Origin of the sequence: Sorangium sp. So ce726, assembly GCF_051521405.1 — a bacterium.
Classification (GTDB): Bacteria; Myxococcota_A; Polyangia; order Polyangiales; family Polyangiaceae; genus Sorangium.
Window position 1 is genome coordinate 12,563,010 of record NZ_CP150349.1, and the last position, 22,584, is coordinate 12,585,593.

The 22,584-nt window shown below is 70.7% G+C and carries 20 protein-coding genes; 16 read left to right on the top strand and 4 right to left on the bottom strand.

The features are described from left to right. Window positions 1-13: 13 nt before the first annotated feature. The 4 genes from WME79_RS46780 (at window position 14) to uvrA (ending at window position 5,724) form a co-directional block, all read left to right on the top strand. Window positions 14-868, top strand: coding sequence for a DUF2894 domain-containing protein (locus WME79_RS46780; RefSeq protein WP_437528822.1), 855 nt, complete (start codon window positions 14-16; stop codon window positions 866-868). Between the two features lie 13 nt (window positions 869-881). Further along, window positions 882-1,328 (top strand): hypothetical protein, encoded by a 447-nt coding sequence (locus WME79_RS46785; RefSeq protein WP_437528824.1) that lies wholly within the window; start codon window positions 882-884, stop codon window positions 1,326-1,328. Between the two features lie 454 nt (window positions 1,329-1,782). Next, entirely contained in the window at window positions 1,783-2,553 is a 771-nt protein-coding gene (locus tag WME79_RS46790) for a Stp1/IreP family PP2C-type Ser/Thr phosphatase (protein ID WP_437528826.1), read from the top strand. Window positions 2,554-2,679: 126 nt separating this feature from the next. Continuing rightward, window positions 2,680-5,724, top strand: a complete 3,045-nt coding sequence (gene uvrA, locus WME79_RS46795; RefSeq protein ID WP_437528829.1) for an excinuclease ABC subunit UvrA — start codon at window positions 2,680-2,682, stop codon at window positions 5,722-5,724. A gap of 260 nt (window positions 5,725-5,984) precedes the next feature. Here the strand turns inward: uvrA and WME79_RS46800 are convergent, their stop codons facing one another. Next, window positions 5,985-6,182, bottom strand: coding sequence for a hypothetical protein (locus WME79_RS46800; protein ID WP_437528832.1), 198 nt, complete (start codon window positions 6,180-6,182; stop codon window positions 5,985-5,987). Window positions 6,183-6,349: 167 nt separating this feature from the next. On the opposite strand from WME79_RS46800, the gene WME79_RS46805 reads away from it, so the two are divergent. From WME79_RS46805 to WME79_RS46840, 8 genes are all read left to right on the top strand, one after another. Next, on the top strand, window positions 6,350-8,017 hold the full coding sequence (locus WME79_RS46805) for an IgGFc-binding protein (RefSeq protein WP_437528835.1): 1,668 nt from the start codon (window positions 6,350-6,352) through the stop codon (window positions 8,015-8,017). Window positions 8,018-8,072: 55 nt separating this feature from the next. Beyond that, complete coding sequence (locus WME79_RS46810; protein ID WP_437528837.1) at window positions 8,073-8,996, top strand: DMT family transporter; 924 nt, start codon at window positions 8,073-8,075, stop codon at window positions 8,994-8,996. A 180-nt stretch (window positions 8,997-9,176) separates the two neighbouring features. Next, window positions 9,177-10,550: a phenylacetate--CoA ligase family protein gene (locus WME79_RS46815; protein ID WP_437528839.1), complete on the top strand. Its 1,374-nt coding sequence runs from the start codon at window positions 9,177-9,179 to the stop codon at window positions 10,548-10,550. 256 nt (window positions 10,551-10,806) lie between these two features. After that, complete coding sequence (locus WME79_RS46820) at window positions 10,807-11,535, top strand: ClpXP protease specificity-enhancing factor SspB (RefSeq protein ID WP_437528842.1); 729 nt, start codon at window positions 10,807-10,809, stop codon at window positions 11,533-11,535. Between the two features lie 56 nt (window positions 11,536-11,591). Further along, complete coding sequence (locus WME79_RS46825; RefSeq protein ID WP_437528845.1) at window positions 11,592-12,842, top strand: branched-chain amino acid ABC transporter permease; 1,251 nt, start codon at window positions 11,592-11,594, stop codon at window positions 12,840-12,842. Next, the gene (locus tag WME79_RS46830; RefSeq protein ID WP_437528848.1) at window positions 12,839-13,639 is read left to right on the top strand and encodes an ABC transporter ATP-binding protein; all 801 of its coding nucleotides are present in this window, start codon (window positions 12,839-12,841) and stop codon (window positions 13,637-13,639) included. The genes WME79_RS46825 and WME79_RS46830 overlap by 4 nt, the downstream gene beginning before the upstream one ends. Beyond that, on the top strand, window positions 13,636-14,394 hold the full coding sequence (locus tag WME79_RS46835; protein WP_437528851.1) for an ABC transporter ATP-binding protein: 759 nt from the start codon (window positions 13,636-13,638) through the stop codon (window positions 14,392-14,394). Before WME79_RS46830 ends, WME79_RS46835 begins: the two co-directional genes overlap by 4 nt. A 344-nt stretch (window positions 14,395-14,738) precedes the next feature. Next, window positions 14,739-15,113 (top strand): response regulator, encoded by a 375-nt coding sequence (locus WME79_RS46840; protein WP_437528854.1) that lies wholly within the window; start codon window positions 14,739-14,741, stop codon window positions 15,111-15,113. A 77-nt stretch (window positions 15,114-15,190) separates the two neighbouring features. Here WME79_RS46840 and WME79_RS46845 read toward each other — a convergent pair whose 3' ends face one another. Further along, on the bottom strand, window positions 15,191-16,231 hold the full coding sequence (locus tag WME79_RS46845; RefSeq protein ID WP_437528857.1) for a hypothetical protein: 1,041 nt from the start codon (window positions 16,229-16,231) through the stop codon (window positions 15,191-15,193). 512 nt (window positions 16,232-16,743) lie between these two features. On the opposite strand from WME79_RS46845, the gene WME79_RS46850 reads away from it, so the two are divergent. The 4 genes from WME79_RS46850 to WME79_RS46865 all read left to right on the top strand — a co-directional run bounded on the left by WME79_RS46850 (window position 16,744) and on the right by WME79_RS46865 (window position 19,954). Then, window positions 16,744-18,309: a glycosyltransferase family 2 protein gene (locus WME79_RS46850; protein ID WP_437528859.1), complete on the top strand. Its 1,566-nt coding sequence runs from the start codon at window positions 16,744-16,746 to the stop codon at window positions 18,307-18,309. Between the two features lie 319 nt (window positions 18,310-18,628). Continuing rightward, window positions 18,629-18,934, top strand: coding sequence for an integration host factor subunit alpha (locus tag WME79_RS46855; RefSeq protein ID WP_012241218.1), 306 nt, complete (start codon window positions 18,629-18,631; stop codon window positions 18,932-18,934). A gap of 11 nt (window positions 18,935-18,945) precedes the next feature. Beyond that, window positions 18,946-19,311, top strand: coding sequence for a MerR family transcriptional regulator (locus tag WME79_RS46860; protein WP_437528862.1), 366 nt, complete (start codon window positions 18,946-18,948; stop codon window positions 19,309-19,311). Next, on the top strand, window positions 19,292-19,954 hold the full coding sequence (locus WME79_RS46865) for a hypothetical protein (RefSeq protein WP_437528864.1): 663 nt from the start codon (window positions 19,292-19,294) through the stop codon (window positions 19,952-19,954). Before WME79_RS46860 ends, WME79_RS46865 begins: the two co-directional genes overlap by 20 nt. 119 nt (window positions 19,955-20,073) lie before the next feature. On the opposite strand, the gene WME79_RS46870 is transcribed toward WME79_RS46865, so the two are convergent. Both WME79_RS46870 and mgtE read right to left on the bottom strand, forming a co-directional pair. Next, on the bottom strand, window positions 20,074-20,694 hold the full coding sequence (locus tag WME79_RS46870) for a single-stranded DNA-binding protein (RefSeq protein WP_437528867.1): 621 nt from the start codon (window positions 20,692-20,694) through the stop codon (window positions 20,074-20,076). Between the two features lie 210 nt (window positions 20,695-20,904). Then, window positions 20,905-22,290 (bottom strand): magnesium transporter, encoded by a 1,386-nt coding sequence (gene mgtE, locus WME79_RS46875; protein ID WP_437528869.1) that lies wholly within the window; start codon window positions 22,288-22,290, stop codon window positions 20,905-20,907. Window positions 22,291-22,584 lie beyond the last annotated feature (294 nt).

A 22,584-nucleotide genomic window follows, 5' to 3' on the forward strand; every position in this document is an offset into this window, starting at 1 on the left:
CTCCCAACCCGGGTTGGCCGCGCCCCCCCAACCTGGGTCGCCCCCGGCCGACGCGCGCCTCGCCGCCCTGCGGGCGGCCGGCGCGCACCGCTTCGACCCCGCGGGCTACCGCCTCATCGAGGCGCTCCTCGAGCGCGCTCGCGCCCTCGACGGCGGCGCCCGCGCGCGCCTCGCTGCACGCGCCTCCGCGCGGCTCGCGGCGCTCGACGCCGCCTTCCACCGCGCCCGCGCCGAGGCCGAGGCCCACCTCCGCGCCCTCGCCGACGCCGGCCTCCCTCACGATGGCACCCTGGCCGCGACCCTCGCGCTCGGCGATTTCCCCGCCGTCGTGAGGACCGCGCGCCGCCGCCTGCGCGCGCTCGCCGCCGAGCGGAAGACGACCGCCGTCCCCTCCCTCGCGCGCCTTCGTGGCGAGGTGGCCGCGCGCGACGTGCGCCTCCCCGAGCCGCTCGCGCGCGATCTCGCGGAGCTCCCGTGCGACGGCGACGTCGTCGAGCGCCGGGTGAAGCGGCAAGCCCAGGCCCTCAGCAGCGCGCTGTCCACCGCGCTGTTCCACGAGTCGCTCGTGAGCGCTCGCGCCACGCTCGCCGTCGCGCGCGCGGCCGACAACGTGCCGGAGGACGCCGGCCCCTACAACGCCCAGGTGCTCGCCTCCCGGGCGCTCTGCGCCGCCGAGCGGCTCTCGGAGCACTACCTGCGCGCGCTCGTGGCCAGCCTCCAGGACCTCGGCGCCCTGGCCGCCGCGCTCGAGCCGCAGCCTGAGAAGCCAGCGCGGAAAAAGGCCGCCCCTCGGAACACCAGCGACGCCGCCCCTCGCCGACGACCATCCGCCCGAAAAAAAGAATCCCTTTTTCGCGGATCGCGTTAGGTAAGTAGTCCCCATGCTTCGCTCGCCAGGCCGATCGCTCGCTTCCCTCGCGCTCTTCCTGCTCGCCAGCTCCTGCTCGTCCTCGCCCGACAAGGTGCAGAGCGGGCCGCTCACGCCGCCGCTCAAGCAGTGCGGCACCGAGGTGGTCAAGCGTGGCGACGGCTACAACGGCGCGGCGCGCGAGTGCATCTGGCAGGCGTACAGGAACCACGACCCGTCCGAGTTCACGACCACGCGGTACACCATCGAAGGTGATCCCGTCACCTACCGCCTCGAGGTCACGCTCACGGGCGTCGTGGTCGTCGTGAACAGCAAGGATCGCTACGCGCTCCGGGGCGTCTTCCGCCACGAATGCCGCAACCTCGAGCGCATCATGCAGGAGGGCACCGAGGACGAACGGTTCGGCTTCGCGCTGAGCGCGTGCTCCGGCGGCGGCGCCGACCGGTTTGCGGTCCCGTGACGAGGCCGCCGCGCGCCGGCGTCCCCGGGTCGTTCCGGCGGCCCGGCGACCCGCTGGCCCGACGGGAGGCCGCCCCGAAGCCGCGGCAAATCAAGACGTTGGAAACGGAACGGCGACGGGCGCGCAGCGTAAGGCGCAATCGCGCATGGTGCCGAGCCCTGCGCGGACAGCCGCGGACGGGCGCGGCCCGAGGGCCTGATCTGGTGGACGCGACCGATCCTTGGCGCGTAGGCTCGCTACGAGCAGTCGGAGCGGGCAGCAAGATGAGCAGACGAAGCACCCCGTGTCGCGCGATCGGTTCGAGGAAGGCGCCCGAAGGGTGTGGATGACGCGATGACGGAAGACGCGCGCCCCTCGTCCGGCAGTCCGGCAGAGCGTGCCTGCGAGCAAGCTGGAGGGAAGCGCCGTGCAGCGTCACCTCGTTTTTGAAGCCGCCGGGATCAGCCATCCTGGCATGGTCCGAGACACGAACGAGGACAGCTTCGCGATCCTCGAGCCCCGGGGGCTGTTCCTCGTGGCCGACGGCATGGGAGGGCGCGCCGCCGGGGAGGTCGCCTCGCGCATGGCGATCGATACGGTGCGTGATTTCTTCGACGATCCGGACTCCACCTGGCCTATCGCCGTCGGTGTGGGGCCGCCCACGACGCGGGGCTCGGAGGCGCGCTACGTCGATCAGGGGCTCCCCCTGCTCGTCGCGGGCATCCAGCTCGCGAACGGCCGCATCTTCTCCGCCGCGCGGCGCGACCGGGAGAAGCGCGGCATGGGCACCACGATCGCGGCCGTGCTGGCGCGCGACGGCTTCATCGCCGTCGCGCACGTGGGCGATAGCCGCGTATACCGCCTCCGCGATCATCGCCTCGAGCAGCTCACGCGGGATCACTCGCTGGTCAACGAGTGCATCCGGCTCGGCCACCTCCTCCCCGAGCAGGCCAGCTCGTTCCCGCTCCAGCACGTGATCACCCGCGCCCTCGGCACCGACGAGGCGGTCGACGTGGAGACGCGCATCGACGCCATCGAGGCAGGGGATGTCCTCCTGCTCTGCTCAGACGGCCTGTCCGGCGTGGTGCCGGCGCAAGATATCGCAAGTATTCTGGCGACCCACGGAGAGCTGGCCGAGATCGCGACCAGGCTCGTCAAGCGCGCCAACGAGAACGGTGGCCCCGATAACGTCACCTGCATTGTCGTGCGCTGGCGCGCTTCGCCCGGCGGCCCGACCAGGCGCTGATCCGCGCGCCCGCCCTGCCGCTCCGGCGGTGTGCGGGCGAGAGCATTGCGCTCAGCTCGCCAGTTTTTCCATGGAACACCGCGTGCCGGAGAGCGCGCCACCGTGTTAATGGCGGTGGGCAATCCAATGGGCGCGCGAACGAACGGATCCACACACACGCAATCCATCGAATCCCCGTCCCGGAGCGCGGCGCTGAGCAAGCCGGGGAAGGGCGGCTCGTCGGGCGCGCGGCGCGCCGGGCCGGCGGCGACGGAGCTCGATCCTGCGGAGCACCACCGGCCGGCGCTCAAGCTCCTCGACGCGGCGCGCGAGCCGGATTTCATCGAGGTGCTCGGGTCGCGGGAGCACAACCTCCGCATCGATCGGCTGGAGGTGCCGAAGCGGAAGCTCGTGGTGTTCACGGGGGTGAGCGGCTCGGGCAAGTCGAGCCTGGCGTTTGACACGCTCTACGCCGAGGGGCAGCGGCGTTACGTCGAGACGCTGAGCTCTTACGCGCGTCAGTTCCTGGGTCAGCTCGAGCGCCCGCAGGTCGAGCACCTGCGCGGCCTGTCGCCGACCATTGCCATCGAGCAGAAGAGCGCGTCGAGCAACCCGCGCTCCACCGTCGGTACGATCACGGAGGTCTACGATTACCTGCGCGTGCTCTATGCGCGCGCCGGCGAGCAGCATTGCCACCTCTGCGGCAAGCCGGTGAAGGCGCAGAGCTCGGAGCAGATCGTCGACGAGCTCCTCGGGATGCCGGAGGGGACGAAGTTCGTGCTGTTCGCGCCGCTCGTGACGCACCGGAAGGGGGAGTTCAAGGACCTGTTCGAGGAGCTCCGGGGCCGCGGCTTCGTGCGGGTCGAGATCGACGGGGCGCAGCACCGGCTCGACGAGCTGCCGAAGCTCGACAAGAAGCTCAAGCACACGATCGCGCTCGTGGTGGACCGGCTGGTCGTGCGGGCGGACGAACGCCAGCGCATCACGGAGGGGGTCGAGCTCGCGCTCCAGGAAGGGCGCGGCGAGCTCCGGGTCGAGCCCCAGGCCGACGAGGGGGCGTCCGGGCGACGGCGTCGCCCCGACGCCCCGCTGCTGTTCAGCGCCGCGCGCTCCTGCTGCGGTCAGAGCTTCCCCGAGCTCTCGCCGCAGAGCTTCTCGTTCAACAGCCCGCTCGGCATGTGCGGCGCCTGCAACGGCCTCGGCACCCGCCTCGAGATCGATCCGGCCCTCGTGATCCCGGATCCTGCGCTGTCGATCCGGGAGGGCGCCATCGCCCCCTGGGCGTCGGCCATGGCGCGCGGGGAGGGCTGGACGTTCCGCATCATCGACGCCGTCGCCAAGGCGTGCTCCGTCGACCTCGACGTGCCCTGGCGCAAGCTCGGGGCGAAGAAGCAGGAGATGGTGCTCCATGGCCTCTCCGGCAAGCGCATCGCGGTGACGTGGGGGAAGGAGGGGACCGAGACGCACGGCACGTGGGGCATCAAGTTCGAGGGCGTGATCCCCAGCCTGATGCGCCGGTTCCAGCAGTCGTCGTCCGAGTCGGCGCGGGACGCTTACCGCAAGTTCATGAGCGAGCGCCCGTGCGACGCCTGCGGCTCCCGGCGGATGCGCCCCGAGTCGCTCGCCGTGCGCGTCGCGGCCAAGGGGATCGCCGACGTCACCGCGATGACGGTGAGGGACGCCTACGAGCACTTCGCCCGGCTCGAGCTGCCGGGCAACCGGCAGAAGATCACGGAGGGGGTGCGGCGCGAGATCACGAGCCGGCTCAGCTTTCTCCTGAACGTGGGGCTCGACTACCTGACGCTCGACCGCTCGGGGCCGACGCTGAGCGGCGGCGAGGCGCAGCGCATCCGGCTGGCGAGCCAGCTCGGCAGCGAGCTCTCCGGGGTGATGTACGTGCTCGACGAGCCGAGCATCGGCCTGCACCAGCGGGACAACCAGCGCCTCATCGAGACGCTGCGGCGCCTCAGGGATCTGGGCAACACGGTGCTCGTGGTGGAGCACGACGAGGAGACGATCCGGGCCGCCGACTACGTCGTCGATTTCGGCCCCGGGGCCGGGCACCTCGGCGGCCGGGTGATGGCCGCGGGGACGCCCGAGGAGATCGCGCGTGACCCCGAGAGCGTGACCGGGGCGTACCTGGCGGGGCGCGCGCGCATCGAGGTGCCCGAGGCGCGGCGCGCGCCGCGCGGGTGGCTGGAGATCCTGGGCGCGGCCGAGCACAACCTGAGGAGCATCGACGTCCGCTTCCCGCTCGGGGTGCTGCTCGCGGTGACCGGGGTGAGCGGCGCCGGCAAGAGCTCGCTGGTGAACGGCATCCTCCTGCCGGCGCTGGGCCGGGCGCTTCACCACAGCACCGAGCCGGTCGGCGCGCACCGCGCGATCCAGGGGCTCAAGGCGCTCGACAAGGTCATCGCGATCGACCAGAAGCCGATCGGCCGCACGCCGCGCTCGAACCCGGGGACGTACACGAAGGCGTTCGACCAGATCCGCGAGATCTTCGCCGAGCTGCCGGAGTCGCGCGCGCGCGGCTATGGCCCAGGGCGGTTCAGCTTCAACGTGAAGGGCGGGCGCTGCGAGGCGTGCAGCGGCGACGGCATGGTGAAGGTGGAGATGCACTTCCTCGCCGACGTCTATGTCCCGTGCGAGGTGTGCGCCGGCAAGCGGTACAGCGCGCAGACGCTCGCGGTGCGGTTCAAGGGCAAGAGCATCGCGGATATCCTCGACACCAGCATCGAGGATTGCCTGCGTCTCTTCGAGCACCACGTCGCGCTGCGCCGCGTCCTCGAGACGCTGGTCGAGGTCGGCCTCGGGTACATGAAGATCGGCCAGAGCGCGCCGACGATGAGCGGCGGCGAGGCGCAGCGCGTGAAGCTGAGCCGAGAGCTCGGCAAGAGCCAGACGGGGCGAACGCTCTACGTCCTCGACGAGCCCACGACAGGCCTGCATTTCGAGGACATCCGCAAGCTGCTCGGCGTGCTCCACCGGCTGGTCGAGGCGGGGAACACGGTGGTGGTGATCGAGCACAGCCTTGACGTCATCAAGTGCGCGGACTGGGTGATCGATCTCGGCCCCGAGGGCGGCGCCGGCGGCGGCCGGGTCATCGCCGAGGGGACGCCGGAGCACGTCGCGAAGGTGAAGGGCTCGTACACAGGTCAGTTCCTTAGCCCCCTTCTCCCCGATAGGCGTTAACCAAGCCTCGCGCCGCGTTCTCCTACATTCGAACGTGAACGTGGACGTGGACGTGGACGTGGACGTGAACGTGGTCGTGGTCGTGGTCGTCAACGTTAGACCGTGAACGACCACGTCCACGTTCACGTTCACGTCCACGTCCACGTTGGTGACCGATGGTGGGGTGGAGGGGCGGGCTTCGTGCGTTGAGTGCAACGGAACGAGCTTGCTTAACGCCTATGCCCTCTTCTCCAGTGCGGGCGCGCCCCGCTCGGCGAGGATCATCCGGGGCAGATCGGGGCAAAGAACGTCTGCGACGGCTCATCCCGACGGGCCTGAGACAGGTGCATTTGTGATTTGCGCCGCTTGCTGACCACCCATTTCAGATAAGCGCGATATTCATAGGTGGTGCCCATAACGGATTTATTCGATCGGCTTGCACCGCGGCACAAAAGCGCGTAGCCGGGATCGATGGACACCAACGTGTCCAGGAGTGCGCGAGCACCCGACCAGCACCTTCAGCAAACAACATCATGAGTTCTCGTGCCAGCGGGGCTGTCGTACAGGCCCCTGTGCTCGAGATCCGTTGACGGGAGGGCCCATGCAGATCTCGAAGCATGCTCTATTTCTCGGCGTAGGACTTTGGGTGGGCGCCGCCTCGGCGGCGGCGTGTTCCGCCAGCGGCTCGTCGGCGGGCGACCCTCGGCCTGGGACCACCTCCAGCGGCGGTGGCGGCTCGGGCGGCGACGCCGTCGGGTCGATGAGCTCCGGCGGTTTCGGCGACGACATCGGCGCCGGCACCGGGGGCGGCGACGTCGGACCCGAGCTGGTCGGCGACCCGAAGACGTGCGCGGAGGCCGCCGCGAGCAAGTCCTATATCGGCTGTGACTTCTGGCCCACGGTCACCGCGAACATCGTCTGGTCGATCTTCGACTACGCGGTTGTCGTCGCGAACGCCGGCGACGAGATCGCCGAGGTCGAGGTGACGCGCGCAGGCGCCGCGGTGGCGCGCGCCGAGGTCAAGCCCAACAGCCTGAGCAAGATCTACCTCCCCTGGGTGCGCGAGCTGAAGGGGCCCGACGCCACCCATTGCACCGGGGGAGACTCGATCACGAGCTCCGTCCGCGTCGACGGCGGCGCTTACCACCTCGTCTCGACCAGGCCGGTCACGGTCTATCAATTCAACGCGCTCGAGTACAAGGGAGAGGGCGGCCCGTCCGGGAAGGATTGGTCCTCCTGCCCTGGCAACGAGGCGTGCGCAGCCAACGACGGGGAACCCTTCGGCTGCTTCTCCTTCACCAACGACGCGTCGCTGCTCCTGCCGAGCACCGCGATGACAGGCAACTACCGCATCACCGGCCAGCGCGGCTGGGCGGAGGCGGACTTCGGCGGCTACATCGTCATCAGCGGGATCCAGGACGGCACCAGCGTCACCGTGAACGTCGCCCAGGGCGGCTCGGTGGTCGCCGGCGACGGCATCCCCCGGACGACCGGCGGCGGCAGCTTCACCGTCCAGCTCAACGAGGGGGATGTCGTCGAGGTCCTCGGGCACCCGAGGAGCGACCTCAGCGGCAGCCTCGTCACCGCGACCCGCCCTGTCCAGGTGCTGACGGGCATCCCGTGCGTGCAGGCGCCGGTCGGCCACCAGGCCTGCGACCACATCGAGGAGTCCGTGTTCCCCGCCGAGACGCTGGGCAAGCGGTACTTCGTCACGGTCCCGACGTCGCCCGGCGGCCGCGTCATCGGCCACGTCGTGCGCCTCTACGGCAACGTCGATGGCACGGCGCTGACGTATCCGTCCGGCAGGCCGGACGGCGCGCCGACCACCATCAACGCTGGCCAGGTCGTCGACCTCGACATGGTAAGGCGGGATTTCGAGGTCGTGGGAGACCACGAGTTCGCGGTCAGCACGTTCATGCTGGGCGCCGAGATCGTCGACGCGGACACCGAGTCTCGCCAGAAGGGTGATCCGTCGCAGAGCCACCCCACCGCGGTCGAGCAATACCGCTCCAAGTACGTCTTCCTCGCGCCGAGCGACTACGATGAGAGCTACGTCGACATCATCCAGCCGCTCGACGCCACGATCACGCTCGATGACGCCTCCGTCGACGTCGCGCCGACCCCGATCGGCAACGGCTCCGGCTTCGGCGTCGCGCGCGTCCGGCTCGGCCCCGGCAACGGCGGCGCGCACGTGCTGACCGCCTCGGCGCCCGTCGGCATCCAGGTGCTCGGCTACGGCGCCTACACGAGCTACCAGTACCCTGGCGGGCTCAACCTCGTCGTCATCGCGCCCCCGCCGCCTCCGCCCCGCTGACCCTGCGCGCGCGGCGCTGGTTGTCTTTCCCGGTCTCCTGAACTAGCACCCTCGCATGACGGACGAGCCGCGCTCCTCGGCACGTCGCGCCCGCCGCGCTGCGCTCTTCGTCGTCCTGGCCAGCCTCGCCTTCTCCGCGAGCGGCCCGCTCGCCCGCTATGCGCGCCCGGTCCACCCGCTCGCCATCGCCTTCGGCCGGGTCGCCCTCGCCGCGATCGCGCTCTCCCTGGTCGACCTGCGCGCGATCGCCCGCTCCGCTGCCGGCCTCTCGCCGCGCCAGCGCGCCGCCGTCCTCTGCGCCGGCCTCCTGCTCGCCGTCCACTTCGCGCTCTTCCTCTGGGGCCTCGACCGCACCTCCCTCGCCGCGGCGCTCTCGCTCGTCTCGCTCGAGCCGCTCGCCGTCGTGCTCTGCGCGTGGGCGTTCTTCGGCGTCCGCCCCACGCGCTCCGAGCAGGCGGGCGTGTTCCTCGCCACCATCGGCGCGCTCGTCGTCGCGCGCTCGGCCGGCGCCGGCGATCACCGGCTCTCGGGCGACCTCCTGGTCGTCGGCGCCACGCTCCTCTACGGCCTCTACGTGTCCCTCGCCCGCGCGCTCCGGGACGCGCTGCCAGCGCGGAGCTACGCCGCCCTCGTCTACGGCAGCGCCGCGGTCTTCCTCGCCGTGGCGCTCCCGTTCGCGCCCGGCGCGCTCGGGAGCATCGCCCCGCCGCCGGCCCACGCCGCCGTCGCCATCGTCGCGCTCGCGCTCGTCCCCACCGTCGTCGGCCACACCGCGGTCCAGATCGCGGCGCGCCGGATGTCCCCGTCCATCGTCGCGCTCGTGTCCCCCGGCGAGACGCTCGGCGGGATCGTCATCGGCGCCCTGTGGCTCCACGCCACCCCCACGGCCCTCGAGATCGCGGGCGCCGCGATCATCCTCGTCGGCGCCACCGTCGCGATCCTCGGATCGAGCTCGTCCGCGGCCACGAGCGCAGGCTGACGCGCCCCTCCTCCCCGTCTCCCCGCCTCCCTGTGAATTTCCGACGAATTCGAGGGGATGCCTCGGGAGTTTTCCCGCTCGCGCCGCTCCGGTCGGACGCCGCGCCACGAACACAGGGATTTCGCGGGAGAGCCGCCCGTGCGCGCTTGACGGTCGATGATTCGAAAGAACGCTTCGCCCATGTACGGTGGGCTGTTTCGAAACATCCTGTTTCCGTTCTACGAGACCCGTTTGAAGGGCAGGGAGACCCTGAAAGACCTGGAGCGGATAGAGCGCTCCCAGTGGCGATCGGAAGGTGAGATTCGCGATCTCAGCTTCCGGCGGATGCTCGCCGCCCTCCAGTTCGCCGAGCAGCACGTCCCGTTCTATCGGGCTCGCTTCGCCGAGCACGGCGTGCGCGCCGCCTCGGTGAAGGCGCCGGAGGACCTCCTGCGCTTCCCCGTCCTCACGAGGGCCGACCTCCGCGCCCACGGGCAGGATCTCCTCGCCGAGGGCTTCGTCGGCCGGCTCTACTCGAGCGGCACGGGCGGGTCCACGGGGGAGCCGGTGCAGTTCCGCTTCGACCACCGCACCTACGAGCGCCGCATCGCGGCCGCGATGCGGTCCGACGGGTGGGCGGGCGCGCGGCTCGGCGACCGGGAGCTCCACCTGTGGAGCACCGTGCTGGTCAGCGAGACGCTGGCGAAGAAGGCCAAGCGCTCCCTTCACGAGGCCATCCTCCGCAAGAAGATGATCTCCGCCTTCGATCTGTCCGACCGGCGCCTCGGCGCGTTGCTCGACGAGATCGCGCGGTACCGGCCGCAGCTCATCGTCGGCTACGCGAGCGCGCTGTACCACGCGGCGCGCTACGCGCTCTCGGATGGCCGCGCGCTCCCCGCGCCGCGCGGCATCGTCACCAGCGCCGAGCGGCTGTTCGCGCACCAGCGCGAGGCCATCGAGCGCGCGTTCGGCGCGCCGGTGTTCGATCGGTACGGCTGCCGGGAAATCATGCTGATCGCCGCCGAGTGCGAGCGGCACGCCGGCAAGCACATCAACATGGAGAACGTGTTCGTCGAGCTGCTCCGCGACGGGCGGCACGCCCTCCCCGGCGAGGCTGGCGAGGTCGTCGTGACCGACCTCGTCTGCCGCTCGATGCCGCTCATCCGCTACAAGAACCAGGACGTCGCGATCGCCGCCGACGCTCCGTGCGCGTGCGGCCGCGGGCTGCCGATGCTCGCCTCGGTCGAGGGCCGCGTCCTCGACCTGCTCGTCGGCCCCGACGGCGAGCTGCTCGCCGGGGAGTTCTTCCCGCACCTCATCAAGGACCAGCCCACGATCGCCCGCTACCAGGTCTACCAGGACCGGCGGCGCGCGCTCACGGTCAAGCTCGTGCCGGGCAAGGGCTTCCAGCCCGAGACCGCGAGGCTCATCGAGCGCATCGTCCGGCAGCACCTGGGCGAGCGCGCGGAGGTCTGCGTCCAGATCGTCGACGACATCCCCCTCACGAGCGGCGGCAAGCACCGGGTCACCCTCTCCGAGGTTCCCGTCCAGCTGGGCCGGGGGCGCGCAGCGTGAGCGTCGCCGGGGCCGGGCGCGGGCCCATCGCGCCCCTGCCGCGCGGCGCCCCCGGCGGCGCGGGGCCGCCGGGAGGCTCGAGCGGCGTCCGCGCCGCCGGCTGCGCTCACGGTCACAGCGCGCTTTCTACAGATCTGCTGGAGTCGCCTGGTGGCTGGGGCGCGGCGGCCTGCTCACCCGGCACGCTGCTTGGCGCGCGGCCTCCCCGAAGCGCTGGCGGAGCCGCGCGGTCCGGGGTATTGGGCAGAGCAGTACGATGTCCGACGTGCAGAGACCGCTCCCGCCGAAAAAGGACGTCGCGCTGGCCCTCCTCGAGCGAGAGCCAAGCGTGTTCATCCACCTCGATCCGCGCCGGCCCGGTGTCTCCGTCCCCAAGTGGTTCACGGGACAGCCGCAGCTGATCCTCCAGGTCGGCATGAACATGGCGATCCCCATCCCCGACCTCAAGGTGGACGATGACGGGATCAGCTGCACCCTGTCGTTCAACCGCGCGCCGTTCTGGTGCCGCTTGCCTTGGAACGCGATCTGGGCGCTCGTGAGCGAGGACCAGCGCGGCATGGTGTGGCCCGAGGACATCCCGGCCGATCTCGCCGCACAGAAGCAGCAGCGCCCCGCCGTCGCCCCGCCGCAGAAGCCCACCAAGAGGCCGCGCCCCCGGCTCGCCGCCGTCGCGCCGCCCAGCAGCGACGACGAGCGGAGCGACGAGGCGGCGGACGAGGCGCGGCCGCGCGACAGGGAGCGCCCCCAGCTCGAGTCCGTGGAGGCCGGCGAGCGCCTCGGCGCAGGTGAAGCTCCGGCGCGGGACGCCGGTGCGCCCGTGAGGCCGCTCGCGCCCGTGCCTGCGCCGGCCCTCGCGCCGGTGCGATCCACCGAGGAGCGCGAAGATGACGAATCGGGCGGCTCCGGTGAGCCCGAGCCCAAGCCTCGACAAGGAGCGGGCAAGCCGAAGCGGGAACTGCCCCCCTATTTGCGGGTCATCAAGTAACGCTACTGACGCTACTGCTTGACGGTGCGGCTCGGCCATTCCAACTGTGGCCGGCCATGCCTCGACCGTTGCAGCGCGTCCTCACTGCGCTTCTGCTCCTCGGCGTCGTCGTCGCCCTCGAGTTCGGCTTCGAGACCCTCTTGCCGGACGCTGCCTGGCGGCAGCTCGCCCTGTTCGCGATGGTCAACGTCATCGCGGCGCTGTCGCTCAACGTCATCAACGGCATGGCCGGCCAGTTCTCGATCGGCCACGCCGGCTTCGTCGGGATCGGCGCGTACACCGGCGCGGTCGTCGCCGGCAACTTGCACCAGCACCTCGGCGGCGGCGAGCCGCTCTTCGGCAACTCGTTCGTGGTGATGCCCGCGGCGCTGCTCGCGTCCGGGCTCGTCGCGGCCCTCTTCGGCCTCGTGGTCGGCCTGCCGAGCCTCCGGCTGCGCGGCGACTACCTCGCCATCGTGACCCTGGGGTTCGCCGAGATCTTCCGCCTGACGATCGCGACAGCGACGACCGGCGGCCCCGACCAGGGGGCGATCGGCAAGCTCCTCGGGGCCCTCGGCGGCCCGATCGGCTACGCCGGCCCAGACGACACCGGCGTGCCGCAGTACGCCGGCCCGTTCTGGATCTTCGGCGCCGTCGTGCTCGCGACGATCCTCGCCTGGCGGCTGAAGTTCTCCGGCTGGGGCCGCGCGCTGCGCGCGCTCCGCGAGGACGAGATCGCCTCCGCCGCGGTGGGCGTCGATCCGACGCGCTACAAGGTCACGTCGTTCGTCATCTCCGCCGCTGGCGGCGGCATCGCCGGCGCCCTGCTCTCCTCGATGCGCGACGGCAACCCCACGGTCCAGCCGGATCAGTTCACGTTCAACTACTCGTTCGACGCCATCACGATGGTGATCCTCGGCGGCTCGGGCAGCGTCTCCGGGGCGATCCTCGGCGGCGTGTTCGTGACCTTCACGGTGAAGCTCATCGAGCAGCTGCAGGGCCTCGACAGCGTCCTCGCGCTGAAGGCGGCCTACCCCGCGCTCGATCTGAACGCCCTCAGGATGGTGATCTACGCGGGCATCCTCATCGGGCTGATGGTGCTCCGCCCCGAGGGGCTGTTCGGCGAGCGCGAGCTCTTCGGCCGGCGCTGGTCGCGCAGGAAGCGCTTCCCGGTGGGCCCGGCCGAGCCCGTCCCCGCCACGACCGGCGTGGAGGCGGCCGTCGGGCACGAGGGCGCGCTGCCCAGCCCGGGCGCGCCGCCCGATGAGCCGCCGCCCGGCATCACCGTCGGCCGTGAGGGCAAGCCGGCCGGGAGGGAGCTCGAGTGAACCTCGATCTGAAGCACGTGACCAAGCGGTTCGGCGGCCTGCGGGCCGTCGGCGACGTCTCCTTCACCGTGCCCGAGCGCTCGATCTTCGGGCTCATCGGCCCGAACGGCGCGGGCAAGACGACGGTGTTCAACCTGATCACCGGCGTCTACAAGCACGACGAGGGCGCGATCCGCTTCGGCGGGACAGACCTCGCGCCGCTCCGGCCGAGCCAGATCGCGCGCCTCGGCATCGCCCGCACGTTCCAGAACATCCGCCTCTTCGGCCAGCTCACGGTGCTCGAGAACGTGCTCGTCGCCTGCGAGAACCTGCGGAGATCCACGCTCGCCGCCGCCCTGCTGCGCTCGCCGTTCTTCTACAAGGACGAGCAGGAGATGACCGAGCGCGCCCTCTCGCTGCTCTCGGTGTTCAAGCTGGAGGACATGGCCGACGAGATCTCGACGTCGCTCTCGTACGGCAACCAGCGCCGCCTCGAGATCGCCCGGGCGATGATGCTCAAGCCGAGGCTGCTCCTGCTCGACGAGCCGGCGGCGGGCATGAACTACGGCGAGGCCGAGGGGCTCAAGCAGCAGATCCGCTGGCTGCGCGACACCTTCGACATCACGGTCGTGCTCGTCGAGCACAACATGCAGGTCGTGATGGGCGTGTGCGAGGAGATCCACGTCCTCGATCACGGCGAGACCATCTCGCACGGCACCCCGGAGGTCGTGCGCAGGGACCCGAAGGTCCTCGCCGCGTACCTCGGCGAGGAGATCGACGACGAGGCGGCCGGCGCGGCGGCGGAGGAGCCCGCATGAAGACATCGCATCCGACGCGGCAGCCCCCCTCGGTGGCCCCCGGCGACCCCCTGCTCGTCGTCGAGGATCTCGCGGTCAGCTACGGCGGCATCAAGGCGCTCAAGGGCGTCAGCCTCGAGGTGCGGCGCGGCGAGATCGTGGCGATGATCGGCGCGAACGGCGCCGGCAAGACGACCACGCTGAAGACGATCGTCCGCCTCCTCCCGATCGCCTCCGGCCGCGTCCGCTACGACGGCAAGGACCTCGCGTCCATCTCGACGGAGGAGCTCGTCGCGGCCGGCGTCTCGCTCGTCCCGGAGGGGCGCGCGATCTTCTCGAACCTCAGCGTCCGCGAGAACCTCGAGCTCGGCGCGTGGTGCCACAAGCACGGCCCCACCATGGCGGAGACCGTCGACGACGTGGTGAAGCTCTTCCCCCGGCTGGGCGAGCGCATGCACCAGCACGGCGGCACGCTCTCCGGCGGCGAGCAGCAGATGCTCGCGATCGGCCGCGCCATGATGGCGCGCCCCGCCATGCTGCTCCTCGACGAGCCCTCGCTCGGCATCGCGCCTCGGCTCGTCGCAGACATCTTCGAGTCGATCGCCAAGATCGCGGCGTCGGGAACAACCGTACTCCTCGTTGAGCAGAATACCCGACTAGCGCTCAAGTACTCGATGCGCGCCTACGTGCTCCGTACTGGGCAGATCGCTATGAGCGGCGAGTCGAAGGACCTCGCCGCGAACGAAGAGATCCGCGCGGCCTACCTCGGCGGCTGATCCGCCGCTCCCGCGCCGACGCGTGTCGGCGCGACGCGACTCACCGGGCGGCCGCAGTCCATCGCGGATCACGGCGGATCACAGCGGATCAGAAGCGGATCAGAAGCGGATCAGAAGCGGATCACAGCGGATCAGAAGCGGATCACAGCGGATCACAAGCGGCTCACAAAAGAGACAGGCGGAAAGCGCTGGTGTTTCAAGCGCGTATCAACGCATCGCGTGATGCGCTGAGGCGCGATTGATATCGCTCTTTGCCGAATATGGAGTATGGTCACTGTGAGCCAGGCCATGAAGACCTGGTTTTCACAGCGGCGGTCAGAGCCGGCCGCTGACGGGGGCTACCCATGGAGATTGAGAGCACGACCCGCGTTCTGGTGATCGATGACGACGCCAGCAACTCCCAGCCGCTCGTCCACTTCCTGTCATCCCGGGACTACACGGTGGAGACGTGCTGCGGGCTCGGCCATGCGCGTGACGTGCTTGCCCGCTGGCGTCCTCATGTGATGGTGCTCGTGCCGCGGGAGCAGGCGGAGCTCCACAGCGAGATGGAGGCGCTCCGCCGCATGTCGCCGCGTGTGCCCGTCGTGGTGCTCACGCCCGCGGCCGGCCCCGAGCTCATCCTGGACATGGAGGCGTTTGCGCCCACGGTGCCTGCGTGCCCGTCGCGCGGCCTCGCGTACATCGAGTCTGCGGTGGCCGACGCCTCGGCCATGGGCTGAGCCGGTCTCGGGTCGGGGCCCGCGCTCAGCGCGGGCCGGGTCCCACCCGGGGCAGCCGCCTCTCGCATCGGCTCGCCTCAGGCGGACGGCTCGAGCCCGTCCGGCAGCCCGTCGAAGAACTCCTCCACCACGGACGCGAGCCAGGCGCGCACCGGTCCGGTCGCGCACATGCTCCTCACGACGGGCCAGAGCGCATCCGCGAGCGCGCCGACGTCGAGCTCGAGCGCGATCCCGAGGCGCCCCAGCGCCTCGCCGAGCGGCTCGCCCGCGTGCGCCGCCACGAACGCCGCGATCGCCTCGCTGGTCCGCGCCCGGACGGGCCGATCTCGGAGCAGCTGCGCGGCGATGTCGGCGCCGAGCTCCTCGGCGATCACCGAGCTCTTCGCGTCGAGCTGACCGACGAGCGCGCAGATCTCCTGCTCCAGCACCCACGTGGCGACCTGCTTGCGCAGGCCGATGAACTCGGGCGTGTCGCCCTTGGCGACGAGGATGTCGTGCACCTGGCGCATTGCCGTGCGCGAGAAGCCCTGCAAGAACCGGCGGATCTCCGGCTCGAGCCGCCGCTCGAACTCGCCCCGCATCGCGCCCATCGTCTTGCCGACCCCGCCGAGGCCGAAGGGGGCGACCCGCTTGAGGAGCGCGGGCAGGCCCCACTCGGCGAAGAACGGGTTCACCTTCTCGGAGAACTCCATCAGCGTGTCGTAGAGGACGTCGCGCATCACCGCGTCGAGCGCCGCGCTCTCCAGCACCTCGCGCACGAGCCGCTCCGGCACGATCTTCGGCTGCTCGAGGATGCGGTCGAGCTTGTCGCGGGCGCCCTCCGGCAGGAGCTCCTTGGCGCTCCGCCGCTCGGCGCGCGCCGCCTCGACGAGCGCCGCGAGCGCCGCGGCGGCCGCGGGCCGGACCGCCCGCCGGAGCGGCTCCTCCGCCGCCAGCGCCTCGAGCGCGCGCCCGATCGCCCCCGCGTCCACGAGCTCGCCGAGCGGCGTCGAGAGCAGCGCCGCGAAGCCGGCGGGCAGGCGCTCCCGGAAGTCGCGCGCAGCCGCCTCCGAGACGAGCCGCGCCTCGAGGAACGCGATCTGACGAGCCTTCAGTTCATTAAGTAGCGCGCGATCCATCGGGGGAACCGATAGCCCCGAGCCCCCGCTGGTGCCAGGCGCAGATGACCCCGGGCCTCCGCCGACGCGGCGCACGGCGCGCGGCCCCCGCCCAGGCCCAGAAATCGCGCAGTACTGTGAATCTGCCCAGCGGGTGAGCACCCTACTTATTGAACGTGGTTTCGGAGGAGCCTTACCAAAAACACCTTACTTGGAGCTCCAGTATCCGGGGACTCCCTGAGTCGGCGCGCCGCTCGCGCACGTGCGTTCGCGCGGCGGACCTGCGGGCAGCGCCGCGCGCCCGGGCGAAGCGGGATTGTCGGTGATTGTCATTTTCCGCGGGGAGCGACTCGGGTCGAAGTCAACTTTGCGGACCTCGCGACAGAGAGTTGCAACGAATTACAAGTGCCTGACAACTTCGGATCCGGCGGATGGTACGCGTTCGTTGTCTGCCGGCGCCTGCAGGAGTGGAGAGCGGCGCTCTCGCCCGTTCCCACGGCTGCACGGCAACCCGCCGGCGGTAGGTGCTCGTGATGCTCTCCCTGCTGCTCTGTGTCCTCTACTTCGGCGTGCTGCTCGGCCTCAGCGCTTACGGCCTGCACCGGCTGCACCTCGTGGTCCTCTGTCGCATGAACCGCGCGAAGATCACGCGCGCGCAGGAGGTCGCGGCCCTGACCGATCGCGACCTGCCGCCGGTGACGATCCAGCTCCCGCTCTTCAACGAGTCGACGGTCGCGGCGCGGCTGCTCGATGCCGTCGCGAAGATGGACTACCCGCGCGACAAACTAGAGATCCAGGTGCTCGACGACTCGACGGACGAGACGCAGGGCCTCGTCCGCGCGCACGTCGAGCGGCTGCGCGCGCAGGGCCTCGACGCGGTGTACCTGCACCGCGTGAACCGCGTCGGCTACAAGGCCGGGGCGCTCGACGCGGGGCTCAAGATCGCGAAGGGCGAGCTGGTCGCGATCTTCGACGCCGACTTCATCCCACAGCCTGACTTCGTCCGGTCCATCGTCGGCCACTTCGAGGACCCGACGGTCGGCATGGTGCAGACGCGGTGGGGCCACCTGAACCGCGACGTCTCGATCCTCACGCAGGTGCAGGCGCTCATGCTCGACGGCCACCACCTCGTCGAGAACCGCGCGCGCTTCGGCGCGGGCCTCCTGTTCAACTTCTCCGGCACCGGAGGGATGTGGCGCAAGGACGCCATCCTCGAGGCCGGCGGCTGGCAGCACGACACGCTGACCGAGGACCTCGACCTGTCGTACAGGGCGCAGCTCGCGGGCTACCGCTTCATCTACCGCGAGGATGTCGTCTCGCCGGCGGAGCTCCCCGAGGACATCTCGGCGCTGCGCGCGCAGCAGTACCGCTGGGCCAAGGGGACGGTGCAGACGGCGCGCAAGCTGATGGCGACCGTGCTGAGCGCCAAGCTCTCGGTCGGGCAGCGGATCGAGGCGTTCTTCCACCTCACGCCGCACTTCGCCTACCCGCTGCTGGTGCTGCTGAGCGTCCTCTTGCTGCCGGCGCTCGTCCTGTTCCCCGCGGCCGACACGCTGACGATGATCGCCATCGATCTGCCGCTCTGCACGGCGACGACGGGGTCGCTCGCGGCGTTCTACATGCTGGCCGAGACGGCGCAGGGCCGCTCGCGCTGGGGCGCGGTCAGGCGCCTGCCGATGCTCATCGCGCTCGGGACGGGGCTCGCGCCGTACCTGTCGAAGGCCGTGATCGAGGGGCTCCGCAGCATGTCGGGCGAGTTCGTCCGGACGCCGAAGCAGGGCGACAACAAGGGCCGGTACAAGGTCCGCACGGACCTGCCGATCACCGAGGCGATGCTCGCGGTGCTGTCGTGCGGCGCGGTGGTCGCGTCCGTGGAGACGGGGCACTACTTCGCCACGCCGTTCGCGGTGCTCTTCGCCCTCGGCTATCTCTACGTGGCGTTCCTGGTCGTCCAGGAGCAGATCGTGCGCCGCCGCGATGTGGCCTCGAGCGCGCCGGTCGTCGGCTGGAGCGACGCGCGGCCGACCGAGGCGGCCGTCGTCGGCGCCTGGTCCCGGCAGTCGACGAAGGAACGCCGCCTCGGCGATCTTGCCGTCTGAGCGGATCGTCGCCGCCGAGCCCTTCCTGCGCCCGCGGTTGCGCCGGTGAGCCTGCCGGATTCCTGGCCGCCGGCTCGAGGGTGCGAGGTGTGGGGCGCTGCTCGTGGGGTCGCAGGTCCGCTCCGAGCGCTGCGTTGCTCGGGGGGCTCCACGAAGCGTGCCTGGTGCACATCGGGCGAAGCCTGCGTAACCCCCTAGACCTTACCGACGCACGCTGGCATTCTGCCCTCCAGGCCGGTCGGGGGACCGCACGCGGCTTCCTGAACGGTCTTCAGGGGTTGCGGCGCGTCCCCCCTTCTGCAAGGGCGATGGGGGTGTCATGACGAAAGCCGAAATCGTTCAGGCGGTCTACTCCCGCCTTGGGGGGTTCTCGAAGAAGGAATCTGCCGATCTGGTGGACCTCGTGTTCGAGACCATGAAGGAAACCCTGGGTCGCGGGGAGAAGATCAAGATCTCTGGATTCGGCAACTTCGTGCTGCGCGACAAGCGCCAGCGGCAGGGCCGCAACCCCCAGACCGGCGACCCCATCCTGATCACGGAGCGCCGGGTCCTGAACTTCAAGGCGAGCCAGATCTTGAAGCAGGCCCTCAACCCGCGTGAGACGGCCTCGGCGGCCGAGGAGTAGACCGCTTGGCGGTGCGCGCGCAGCTTCCGGCGAAGCTGTACTACCGGATCGGCGAGGTGGCCGGCATCGTGGGGGTCGAGCCGCACGTGCTCCGGTACTGGGAGACGGAGTTCCGCTCCATCCGCCCGCAGAAGTCGGCGAAGGGGCAGCGGGTCTACAGCCGGCGCGACGTCGAGACGCTCCTCAAGGTCAAGGAGCTGCTCTACTCGCACCGCTTCACGATCGCGGGCGCGCGGCGCAAGCTGCGCGAGGGCGGCATCGAGCCGCCGGCGCCGGACGCGGGCGCGAGCCACGAGGAGGTGCAGCGGATGCGCACGGCCCTCGTCGAGATCCGGAGCGAGGTGATCGCGCTGATGGATGAGCTCGAGCGCGTCTGAGCTCCACAGCGTGGCGCCGGGCCTCGGGTTGCGCCTTGCGTTGCCGGCCGGGGCGAGCGACGCGGCGAAGGAGGCGCTTCCCGCGATCGACGTCTCCGCGATCGCGGGCGCGAAGGTGACGCTCCTGCGGGGCGTCGAGGCGGACGGGCTCTCGCTGCGCGCCGTGTGCGTGACGGCCCCGTCGCGGCAATGGGTGACCGGCCTGGAGGAGCTCGTGCTCGATCGGGCCTCGGGGCTCGTGCGGGGTGGCCTGGGGGTGGCGATCGAGCGGTGGGAAGCAGGGCCGATCCACGCGCAGTTGCAGCGGTTCGAGCAGGCGTTCGAGGGAGCCGGCAGGTCTGGAGCCCGCGCGGTGGTGATCCGCGGGCAGCACGTGCTCGGCTTCGCCGGGAGCGAGCACGACGCGGCGCTCTGCAGCCTGGCCTGTCTGGAGCCTGCGCAGGGGACGGGCGCCCGGTGCAGCGCGCTGCTCGGCGCGACCGCGTTCGAGGGCGTGTTCGTGGCGCCACCTGAGCCGGGACTGCTCGTGCGGACGATCTTCCTCGCCGCGGAGCAGCCCCTCGCCACGACCGCGGCGCTCGGAGTGCTCGCGGCGGCGGGGGTGACCGTCCTGCTGGCGCGGCGACCGCGGCCGCGGCCCTAGGACGGGGAAGAAGGGCTCGTGGAGAACTGCCCGGCCCTCGGAGAGGGCCTGACGGTATTCGAGATGTTGAAGAGAGAGGCGTCCGCCGGGGTGATGACTCGACCGGGCAGGGGGAGCGATCAGAACGGGATGTCGTCGTCGTTGCCGCCGCCGCCATAACCGCCGCCGCCGAAATCGTCGGGCGGAGGACCGGGATCCTGCGCAGCCGGCGCGGGGCGACCACCGCCGCCGCGGTTGTAGCCGCCACTCGCCGGGCGTCCGCCGCCGCCGCCGCCGCCACCGTAACCGCCGCCACCACCACCGCCGCCGCCGCCGCCGCCACTGTAGCCGCCGCCGCCACCACCGTAGCCACCGCCGGGATCCGCGCCGAACGCGCCTGCGTCATCGCCGACAGCGCCGCGACCGCGGCCCCCGCCCGTCAGCAGGACGTTGTTCGCGATCACCTCGGTCTTGTAGCGCTTGTTGCCATCCCGGTCGTCGTAGCTCGACGTGCGGAGCGACCCCTCGATGAAGATCGAGGAACCCTTGCTGAGGATCTTGCCCAAGGCCTCGGCGCGCTTGCCCCAGATCACGACATTGTGCCAGTCCGTCCGTTCTTTCCGGACCTTGTCGCGGTCCAGGTACGACTCGGTCGTCGCGAGCCGCAGGTTCAAGACGGCCTGACCCCCCTGGGTGAACCGGAGCTCTGGGTCGGCGCCCAGGTTGCCGAGCAGCATTACGCGATTCAAGCCTTCGGCCATCGTCACTCCTTCCCTAGGAGGGGCTCAGCGCACGCTGCGCTGAACGAACGTCGCCTGCTTCACTCCCCCATGGGGGCCGACGCGTCAAGGGTCGTGGCGCGCCGAAAAGCACGCGGCGCGCCCGCGCGGCGGGGCCGGCGTGGGCCTCAGCACGGGCGGCGCGGCGTCGCTCGATCGCCGTCCGATTTCGCCCGATCCCGTCGATTCCGCTCACCCGCCGGCTCCGGCTTGCGCAAGGAGGTCGGACAGGAAGAGCCGGGCGATCGTGAAGTAGAGGAGGATCCCCAGGACGTCCACGAGGCTCGCGATGAACGGCGTGGAGCTGGTCGCCGGATCGAGGCCGATGCGCCGGAGCAGGAGGGGGAGCATGGCGCCGACGGTGCAGCCCATGAGGACGATCGCCATCAGCGTCACGCCGATCGTCAGGACGAAGCCGGTGCCGTCGCCCCAGAGCCAGACGCGGAGCATGCCGATGGCGGAGAGGATAAGGCCGAGCACGACCGCCTGCCCGAGCTCGCGGACGAGGACGCTCGCCCAGTCGCCGACGCGCAGATCGCCGACGGCGAGGCCGCGGATGATGAGCGACGACGACTGCGAGCCGGAGTTGCCGCCCGTGGAGATGAGCAGCGGCACGTAGTAGGCGAGCGTCGCGACGGCCTCGAGGTCGTGCTCGAAACGCCGGAGCACCTCGCCGGTCATGAACTCGCCGACGAACAGCACGGCGAGCCACGGGGCTCGCTTCTGGATGAACGTCCAGAAGCTCGTCTTGAAGTAGCTGTCCTCGATGGGGCCGACCGCGCCGAGCCGCTGCATGTCCTCGGACTGCTCCTCCGTGAGGACGTCCATCACGTCGTCGACGGTGATGACGCCGAGCAGCTTGCGGTCCGCGGAGAGCACGGGCAGCGCGTTGAAATCGTACTTGGCCATGGTCCGCGCGACCTCTTCCTGGTCGGTCTCGGGGCTTACGGCGAAGACGTTCTCGGTCATCACGTCCGCGAGCTTCTCGGACGGCGAGGCGAGCAGCAGATCGCGCAGCGACACGACGCCGATGAGGTGCCCGCGATCGGAGACGATGTACACGTAGTAGATGGTCTCGGCGTCCTCGCCGACGGCGCGGATGCGCTCGATCACGTCGGCGACCTTGAGGTGGATGCCCACCGACACGTAGTCGGTGGTCATGAGGCCGCCGGCGCTGTCCTCGGGCCACTTGGCGAGCTCCTCGACCTCGGCTGCGGCCTCGGGGTCGACCTTCTCCAGCGTGGAGAGCAGCGTGCCGCTGACCTGGTCCGGGAGGGCCTCGATGAGGTCCGTGCGGTCGTCGGCCGCCATCTCGGAGACGATCGGCGCGATGCTCTCGATGCCCATCTGCTCGACGAGCGCCTCCTGGGTCTCGCCGTCGAGGCGCTCGAAGATGGGCGCGGCCTCCTCGGCCCTGAGCGCCATCAGGACCTTCGCCGCTTCGGCGTCGTCCAGAAGGCCGATGAGGTCGGCGAGGTCCTCGTCGTGGATCTCGTCCAGCAGGTCGGAGAGCTGCGCCGGATCCTCGGTGAGCAGCTGCCGTACCTCCGGGACCATGGCGAGGGCGACGCGCAACATGCCCGGGCACTGACCACAACTCGGCCCTGCTGGGAAGCGGCAAACCCCACCGGCGCCGGGCCCGCGATCAGCCCAGCCCCCCGCATCGACCGAGGTTGGGTTCGGCGCCGCGGCCGACCGAGGTTGGGCCTCCGACGACCGCCGGTCGCGAGCGATGGAGGCTGGGCTCCCGCGACCCGTGAAGGGGTGATCTACGATACAGTGATAAGTGAACTTTCTCTGTTGGCCGACCGGGATGGGGACAGGTCGGAGGAGTCAGGTCGACCCAGGTTGAGGGCCGGGTCGCCTACTGCG